This is a genomic window from Mesorhizobium sp. M0563, assembly GCF_040321065.1.
GTDB lineage: Bacteria > Pseudomonadota > Alphaproteobacteria > Rhizobiales > Rhizobiaceae > Mesorhizobium.
The window spans coordinates 40,048-47,654 of record NZ_JAMYQV010000032.1; the positions used below are offsets into that span (position 1 = coordinate 40,048).

Consider the following 7,607-nt stretch of genomic DNA (forward strand, 5'->3'; position numbering starts at 1 on the left):
TTCGCCGCCCGGCACCCTATGCCAACTTCGGGAACTCCATGGCAGATTCCACAATGTCCCAGACAGCCAGCGTCAGTCCTGGCGCGCCGGAGATCAGCCGCCTTCGGCTGCCACTGCATTGGTTAGGCGTAACTCCGTTCTTCATTTTCGCGCTGCTCTTTCTGATCTTGCCCACGGTAGGGCTGGTCGCGGGCGCGTTCAAAAATGCAGCTGGCGACTATACGCTCGATAACATCATAGCGTTGTCGCAACCCAAGCTCGCGGCGGCCTATTGGGTATCCATTCAGATCAGCTTTGTTTCTGCGATCCTTGGCGCCTTGATCGGCCTGGCAATGGCCGTGGCAGTCGTTCGCGGAGGTTTGCCGTCGTGGTTACGCTCGGCGACCTTGACCTTCTCGGGCGTCGCCTCGAATTTCGCCGGCGTGCCGCTGGCATTCTCGTTCATCGCGACGCTAGGTCGGCTCGGAGTGGCGACAATCCTGTTGCGAGACATTTTCGGCATCAACATCTATTCGCTCGGCTTCAGTATCTTTTCGTTTTGGGGCCTAATCCTCACCTACCTTTATTTCCAGATTCCATTGATGATTGTCATCATCACGCCGGCGGTCGATGGGCTGAAGAAGGAATGGGGTGAAGCTGCCGCCACGCTCGGCGCAAGCAATTGGCAATATTGGCGCATGGTGGTCATCCCGGTCTTATGGCCGAGTTTTCTCGGTACGACGGTCCTCCTCTTTGCCAACGCGTTCGGGGCGGTCGCAACAGCCTATGCACTGACGGGGCCGTCACTCAACATCGTGCCCATCCAGCTGTTCGCGCAGATTCGCGGCGACGTGCTTTACAATCCGAATCTAGGCTACGCGCTTGCATTCGGCATGATAGTCATCACCGGCTTGGCCAACCTCTTCTATATCTTGTTCCAACGGCGAGCCGAGCGGTGGCTGAAATGAAGCAAGGCAGCCGCTTTTGGGCTTGGCTCGTTTTTGGCGTGGGAACCGCCTATTTTGTCCTGCCGCTTTTGGCGACCTTTGAATTCTCCTTGCGTAAGCGGCGCGGGGAATACTCCTTTGACGCCTACCGCTCAGTCTTCGAAGATCCGAATTTCCAGACGACATTTACCTACTCCGTCGTTGTGGCGGTTTTCACCATTCTTTTAGGCGTGCTCCTCGTTGTCCCGACGGCCTACTGGATTCGGCTGCGGCTACCGAATCTGCGGCCGCTCGTAGAGTTCATCACTCTGCTGCCGCTGGTTATTCCCGCTATCGTCATCGTCTTCGGCTACATCAGAATGTTCGGTTCGAATTCAACGCTGCCTTTCCTGGCGACAGCGCGCGGCACCGATGTTCTGCTGGTCATCGGCTATGCAGTGCTGGCGCTGCCTTATATGTACCGGGCGGTCGATACCGGTCTCAGGACCATCGACGTCAGAACGCTCACCGAAGCCGCACAAATCCTCGGCGCCGGCTGGACCACCATCATCGCCCGCATCATCCTGCCGAACGTACTGATCGCCGTCTTATCCGGCGCGTTCCTGAGTTTTGCCATCGTCATCGGCGAGTTCACCATGGCCTCGCTGTTGAATCGCCCAGCCTTCGGCCCCTATCTGCAGAACATCGGCGCCAACAGTGCCTATGAGCCGTCGGCACTGGCGATCATTTCGTTCGCCATCACCTGGGGCTGCATGTCGCTGATCCAGATCCTGTCGCGCTTCGCGCCGAAATCGGCAAACCGCCCGAACTGATCGAAAGAAAAAGTCATGGCCGAGCCATTCCTCTCAATACAGCAGGTGCAAAAATCCTTCGGCGCCACCACCGTGGTGCAGGATTTCAACCTCGACGTCGAGCCGGGCGAATTCGTCTCCTTCCTCGGGCCATCGGGCTGCGGCAAGACGACGGTGCTGCGCATGGTCGCCGGCTTCGAGGAGCCGAGCGCCGGCAAGATCGTGGTGGCCGGCAAGGACATCACAAGGCTCAAGCCCAACCAGCGCAATGTCGGCATGGTGTTCCAGGCTTACGCGCTGTTTCCGAATCTGACCGTGGCGCAGAACATCGGCTTCGGGCTGAAGGTCGCGGGCATGCCCAAGCCCGATGCCGACAGGCGCGTTGCCGAGATGCTCGACCTCATCAAGCTGCCGCAGATGGGCGATCGCTATCCCTATCAGCTCTCCGGCGGCCAGCAGCAGCGTATCGCGCTGGCGCGGGCCATCGCGCCGAAGCCGAAGCTCCTGCTGCTCGACGAGCCGTTGTCGGCGCTCGATGCCAAGGTGCGCGTGTCGCTGCGCGAGGAAATCCGCTCGATCCAGAAGAAGCTCGGCATCACCACCATCTTCGTCACCCACGACCAGGAAGAGGCGCTGTCGATTTCCGACCGCATCGCTGTGATGTATGGCGGCAAGGCCGAGCAAGTCGGCACGCCGTTCGAGATCTACAACCGGCCGGCAACCAAATTCGTCGCCAATTTCGTCGGCACGCTGAACGTGCTGGAAGGCACGGTCACCGACGCGGCTTCGGGCAAGGTGCGCGTCAACTCGCAAGAGGTCTCGCTCAAGGGCAAGCTCAACGGTTCGAAGTCGGGTGACACGCTGTCGTTGGCGCTGCGGCCCGAGGCGATTTCGCTAGGCCGCCATCCCGGCCGCGATTCCAGCCTTTCGGGCGAGATCGCGGAGGTGCATTTCCTCGGCTCGGTCATCCGGGTGCGCGTCGGCATCGGCGGCAGCACGGTCTCGCTCGACACGTTCAACAGCCCGGCCACGCCGCCGCCGGCCGTTGGCGAAAAGGCCGAGATTTCCTTCTCGTCGGGCGACATGCTGGTGCTGCATTAAGGACGGGCGCCTAGCGAGGTCAGCGCGGCCGATTTCCGGGCTGCGCCACAGACGCATAATAGGCGCTGAAAAGCTGTGGGACAGCCTCGATACGGCGCGACTTTGCCACTGCCAATAATCCTGCTTCACCGCTACGATAGGGCATGGCGCTTTTCGAACTGACCCTTGTTCTGCTGTTGATAGCCGTCGCGCTGACGGGGCTGTCGCGACGCTTGCAGGTTCCTTATCCCTCGCTGCTGGCACTGGTCGGGGCGGGGATTGCCTTCCTGCCTGGCGCGCCGACGATCGAGATCGACCCGGAACTGGCGCTTGCCCTGTTCATCGCGCCCGTGCTTCTGGATGCTGCCTATGACACATCGCTGCGCGACCTCAACCGATACAGGCTTCCGCTTGCGTTGCTGGCGCTCGGCGCCGTCGTCTTCACCACCGTGACTGTTGCGCTGGTCGGCTGGAAAATGGCGGGCCTGCCGATCGCTGCGGCCATCGCCCTTGGCGCCATCGTGGCGCCGCCGGACGCGGTCGCGGCGAGTGCCGTGCTCGGGCAGTTCAAGGTGCCGCACCGCATCACCGCCATCCTGCAAGGCGAAAGCCTGCTCAACGACGCCACCGCGCTTTTGATCTACCGGATCGCGGTGACGGCAGCGCTCGGCCCGGTGCTGCTGAGCAGCGCCGTTCCAACGATCCTGCTGTCGACGATCGGCAGCCTTGTCGCCGGTTATCTGCTTGGCCGCTTCTCGCTGCTGACGCTCACCCGAATCGAGGATGCGGCAAGCAGCACCGTGGTGCAATTTGCCGGGACATTCGGCGTCTGGATCCTGGCCGACAGGCTGGGCCTTTCCGCCATCATCACCATCGTCGTCTATGCCATGACCATCGCGCGCACCGCACCGCGCCTGATGTCGGCGAGGAGGCGGGTCAGCACCTATTCGGTCTGGGAGTCGGCGGTGTTCGTGCTCAACGTGCTGGCCTTCGTGCTGATGGGCCTGCAGGCCCGATCGATCGTCGGCCGACTTGCGGGGGAGGGGCAAGCCGCAGCGTTCGTGTTTGCCGCAGCGGTTCTCGCCGTCGTCATCGTTTCGCGTTTGGTTTGGGTGTTGGGCTGCGGCGCAATCATCAGGTGGTTTGCCCGCTTCGGCGACGCGGAACGGCAAAGAGAAGCGCCTTCGTTTCGCGGTGGCGTGCTGATTGGCTGGTGCGGCATGCGCGGCCTCGTCACCCTTGTCGCGGCGTTTGCCTTGCCGCAGGATTTTCCCGGCCGCGACCCGATCGTGCTCGCAGCCTTCACAGTTGTCCTCGGCACGCTGGTGCTGCAAGGCATCAGCCTGAAGCCGTTGCTGCGCTGGCTTGACCTCGATCCGGACGAGACGATCGACCGTGAGGTTGCGCAAGCGCGCGTCGCCATCATGCAGGCTGCCCTGGACGTGTTGAGCGGCAAGACATCGAGCGCCGCGGCGGCGGTGCGCGAGCAATATGCCGCCCAGCGCGCGATCGCCGAAAATCCAGAGGATGCGCAGGCAGCGACCGAGTATGACAGGTTGCGCCTTTATGCCATCAAGCGTCAGCGCGATGCGCTGGAGGAACTGCGCCGCGACGGGACGATCGGTGACGAAGCCTATCACCGGCTGGAGGAAGAGATCGACTGGTCGGAACTGGCGGCATCGCCGGCGGGGCGGTTCCAGCCGCTGACGACTTAGGCAGGGCGCAGGCAAGCTGCCGCCTGGCCTAGCCCCGGTCATTTGCCCGGTACATTGCGTCGCTATCGCCTAACCGCTACAGCCATCACAAAAATTGAGCCGGATAAGCAATGAAGCTGGTCAGCTACAACATCCAATACGGCTTCGGCAGCGATGGCCGCTACGACCTTGAGCGCTGTGCCAAGGTCGTTGACGGCGCCGACATCATCGCCTTGCAGGAGGTGGAACGACACTGGCTGCGCAGTAACGAGGACGACCAGCCGGAACTTCTTTCGCAATTGCTGCCCGATTATCATTGGGTCTATGGCCCGGCCTTCGACATGGATGCCGGCGAACGGCGTGACGGCCGCGTCATCAACCGGCGGCGGCAATTCGGCACCATGGTGCTGTCGAAGCTGCCGATCGTCTGGTCGCGGCTGCACACGCTGCCGCTCAGGCGCACGCTGCGGCCGCTCAACACGCGCAACGCGGCACTCGAATGCATGATCCGCACCCCCGCCGGCCCGGTGCGATTCTTCTCGCTGCATCTGGCACATATCGCGGCCGAGGAGCGGCTGGAGCAGATCGACTACCTGCTAGCCGAGCATCGCCGCGCCCTATCCGAGGGCGGCCCGTGGAGCGGCGCCGACGACGAGCCGGCGCGCAACTGGAGCAATGATGGGACGGAGCCGGAAAACCCGCTGGCGGCGATCTGGATGGGCGACTTCAACATGGAGCCGGACAGCGCCGAATATCGCCGCATCGTCGGCAGCACGCCCTACCATCGCGGTGCCGCCTATCTCGACGGTTTTGTCGATGCCGCCATTGTCGCCGGTAAACCGACAGCGGACTTTCATACCCATGTGAAGACCATCGACGGCAAAGTGGCAAAGCGCCGGCTCGACCATTGCTTCGTCGGCGGCATGTTTGCCGGGCGTGTGCGCTCGGTCAGTGCCGATACCGTTCAAATCGCCTCCGACCATTTTCCGCTAAGGGTCGATATCGATCTGGAAACAGCCCTCGCCACCGGCACCGGCGGCGGATGAGCCGCCGATGAGCCTGTTTGTCTTTTTCGCCGTGCTTGCCGCCGCGGCCATGCATGCGATCTGGAACGCGCTGGTCAAGGTCCACCTCGACCGTTTCCTCTCGATCACGCTGATGACACTCGGCATGGGCGTCGCTGCGCTGGTGGCATTGCCCTTTGTCGAGGTGCCGAAGGCGGACGTGTGGCCATACATCCTCGCCTCGGTTGTCTTCCACATGGGCTACAGGACGTTCCTGGTCGGCGCCTACAAGGCCGGCGATTTCGCCCAGACCTATCCGCTGGCGCGCGGCACCGCGCCATTGCTGGCCGCTTTGGGAGGCATTGTGGTGGTTGCCGAGATGCCGGCCCCGCTCGCCATCCTCGGCATCGTTTTGTTGTCGGCGGGCACGCTGGTGCTGTCATTTCGCGGCGGCGCGCATCTGGAGAGATTGAACCTGCGCGCGGTCGGCTTCGCGCTGGGCACATCGATCTTCATCGCCAGCTATACGCTGTCGGACGGCAGCGGCGCGCGGCTGGCCGCCACCGCGTCGAGCTATGCGGCGTGGCTGTTCGTCTGCGATGCGCTGTGGGCGCTGGTGTTGTGCGTCGTCTTTCGCGGGCCGCAGGCGCTGCCGGTGCTGGCGCGCGACTGGAAGGCAGGCATTTACACCGGCGTGCTCAGCGGCGGCGCCTACTGGATCGTGATGTGGGCGATGACCAAGGCGCCGATTGCCTCGGTAGCGTCGTTGCGCGAAACGTCGATCCTGTTCGCCATGATGATCTCGGTGTTCGCGCTCGGCGAGAAGATGACGGCTTGGCGCGGTGCGGCGGTGTTCAGCATCATTGCCGGGGTGGTTGCGCTCAGGCTCGGCTAGAGTATCCGTCTTGGTCAAGGAAGGGATGGCGACCATTTCCGGTCGTCCCTGATGAGGGCGTTAGCGAGAACGACGAGCTTTCTCATGATGGCGGTTATGGCGAGTTTTGCAGGTTTTCCGCCGTCTCGGAGGTCTTGGTATTTTGTCTTGAGTGACTGATTGAAACGGACCGCGACGAGGGCTGGCATGTAGAGCGCCTGCCTGACCGACGATCTTCCTCCCCGGATGAAGCACTTGCCCTTCCACTGCCCCGACTGGCGATCGACCGGTGCGAGGCCGGCGAGGCTTGCGACCTGTTTGTTGGCAAGGGTTCCCAACTCCGGCATGTCGGCGATGATGGCGAAGGCTGTGACTTCGCCAAGGCCTGGGATACTGGTGAGGATGTCGAAGCGACGGACAAGATCTGGCTCGCGGGCGACCAGCGTACGACATTCGGCGTCGATCGCATTGATCTGGGTGGTGATTTGCCTGAGCCGCTGCTCGGCCTGGCGCTTCAAAAGCGGGATGGTCAGGTTCTTCTGCCTGTTCTGGGCGGCGGTACGGTCCTTGACCAATGCGCGGCGCGCTGCGACGAGTTCGCAAAGCGTATCAAGGGTGTCGCCGCGGATTGGTCGGATTTGCGGCGTCATCAGTTCGCCGAAGCGGGCGAGCATGGCGGCGCCGATGCGATCGGTCTTGGACAGTCGGCCGGCGGCCTTCGCGAAAGCGCGCGTGTGCTGCGGGTTCATCTTGACCAGCGGCAGGCCCTTGGCACCCAACGTGCACTCGAGCAGCCGGTGGTAGGCGCCCGTCGCTTCGTAGACAATGCGGTTGGGGGCAAGCGGAGCCAGCCAGCGCAGCAGCTCGCGCAGGCCGTTTGCGTCATTGGCGAATTGCCGCTCCGTCCCTTCCGGCAGGAGATGGACGTCGAGGCGATCTTTCGAGATGTCGATTCCGAGCGTTCGTGCTATGATTGCCGTCATCTTTTCCGTGTCCCGTGCTTGTCATCCGGGCCGTTATGCCCGGCTATCCGTTCAGGCCTCATGGAAAAGAGAGGGGCGATCATACTCTAGCTCGGTCCATCACGACCGACGGTTCATCGATCCCACCCCTCCCGGGGGGGGGGGGGGGGGGGGGGGGGGGCGCGGGGGCCGCCCCGGCGAAGGACGCGCGCCCGGCACAAATAAAAAAAAAACAAAAAATAAAGAAATGAGAAGGCCACACCCAGCACGGCTTGG

At 62.7% G+C, this 7,607-nt stretch carries 7 protein-coding genes; 6 read left to right on the forward strand and 1 reads right to left on the reverse strand.

Annotation, left to right across the window (positions count from 1 at the left end; all coding sequences use genetic code 11):
* The first annotated feature begins 53 nt into the window (after positions 1–53).
* The 6 genes from NKI50_RS28445 (at position 54) to NKI50_RS28470 (ending at position 6,390) form a co-directional block, all read left to right on the forward strand.
* A complete protein-coding gene (locus NKI50_RS28445) occupies positions 54–947 on the forward strand; it encodes an ABC transporter permease (protein ID WP_352494690.1) in 894 nt (297 codons plus the stop codon).
* Positions 944–1,738: an ABC transporter permease gene (locus tag NKI50_RS28450; protein ID WP_352484656.1), complete on the forward strand. Its 795-nt coding sequence runs from the start codon at positions 944–946 to the stop codon at positions 1,736–1,738. Before NKI50_RS28445 ends, NKI50_RS28450 begins: the two co-directional genes overlap by 4 nt.
* Positions 1,739–1,753: 15 nt before the next feature.
* Positions 1,754–2,818, forward strand: coding sequence for an ABC transporter ATP-binding protein (locus NKI50_RS28455; protein ID WP_023719045.1), 1,065 nt, complete (start codon positions 1,754–1,756; stop codon positions 2,816–2,818).
* 143 nt (positions 2,819–2,961) lie between these two features.
* Positions 2,962–4,512 (forward strand): cation:proton antiporter, encoded by a 1,551-nt coding sequence (locus NKI50_RS28460; protein ID WP_352484618.1) that lies wholly within the window; start codon positions 2,962–2,964, stop codon positions 4,510–4,512.
* Positions 4,513–4,622: 110 nt separating this feature from the next.
* Positions 4,623–5,537 (forward strand): endonuclease/exonuclease/phosphatase family protein, encoded by a 915-nt coding sequence (locus NKI50_RS28465; protein WP_352484616.1) that lies wholly within the window; start codon positions 4,623–4,625, stop codon positions 5,535–5,537.
* 7 nt (positions 5,538–5,544) lie between these two features.
* Entirely contained in the window at positions 5,545–6,390 is an 846-nt protein-coding gene (locus NKI50_RS28470) for an EamA family transporter (protein ID WP_352642891.1), read from the forward strand.
* A gap of 14 nt (positions 6,391–6,404) precedes the next feature.
* Here NKI50_RS28470 and NKI50_RS28475 read toward each other — a convergent pair whose 3' ends face one another.
* Positions 6,405–7,352 carry an IS110 family RNA-guided transposase gene (locus tag NKI50_RS28475; protein WP_352718306.1) on the reverse strand — a complete coding sequence of 316 codons (948 nt, stop codon included), beginning with the start codon at positions 7,350–7,352 and terminating at the stop codon, positions 6,405–6,407.
* Between the last annotated feature and the right edge of the window lie 255 nt (positions 7,353–7,607).

What these genes read in the sequence shown, in the direction of transcription:
- NKI50_RS28445 (WP_352494690.1), top strand. Translation starts at nt 54, where the DNA reads ATGTCCCAGACAGCCAGCGTCAGTCCTGGCGCGCCGGAGATCAGCCGC.
- NKI50_RS28450 (WP_352484656.1), top strand. Translation starts at nt 944, where the DNA reads ATGAAGCAAGGCAGCCGCTTTTGGGCTTGGCTCGTTTTTGGCGTGGGA.
- NKI50_RS28455 (WP_023719045.1), top strand. Translation starts at nt 1,754, where the DNA reads ATGGCCGAGCCATTCCTCTCAATACAGCAGGTGCAAAAATCCTTCGGC.
- NKI50_RS28460 (WP_352484618.1), top strand. Translation starts at nt 2,962, where the DNA reads ATGGCGCTTTTCGAACTGACCCTTGTTCTGCTGTTGATAGCCGTCGCG.
- NKI50_RS28465 (WP_352484616.1), top strand. Translation starts at nt 4,623, where the DNA reads ATGAAGCTGGTCAGCTACAACATCCAATACGGCTTCGGCAGCGATGGC.
- NKI50_RS28470 (WP_352642891.1), top strand. Translation starts at nt 5,545, where the DNA reads ATGAGCCTGTTTGTCTTTTTCGCCGTGCTTGCCGCCGCGGCCATGCAT.
- NKI50_RS28475 (WP_352718306.1), bottom strand. Translation starts at nt 7,352, where the DNA reads ATGACGGCAATCATAGCACGAACGCTCGGAATCGACATCTCGAAAGAT.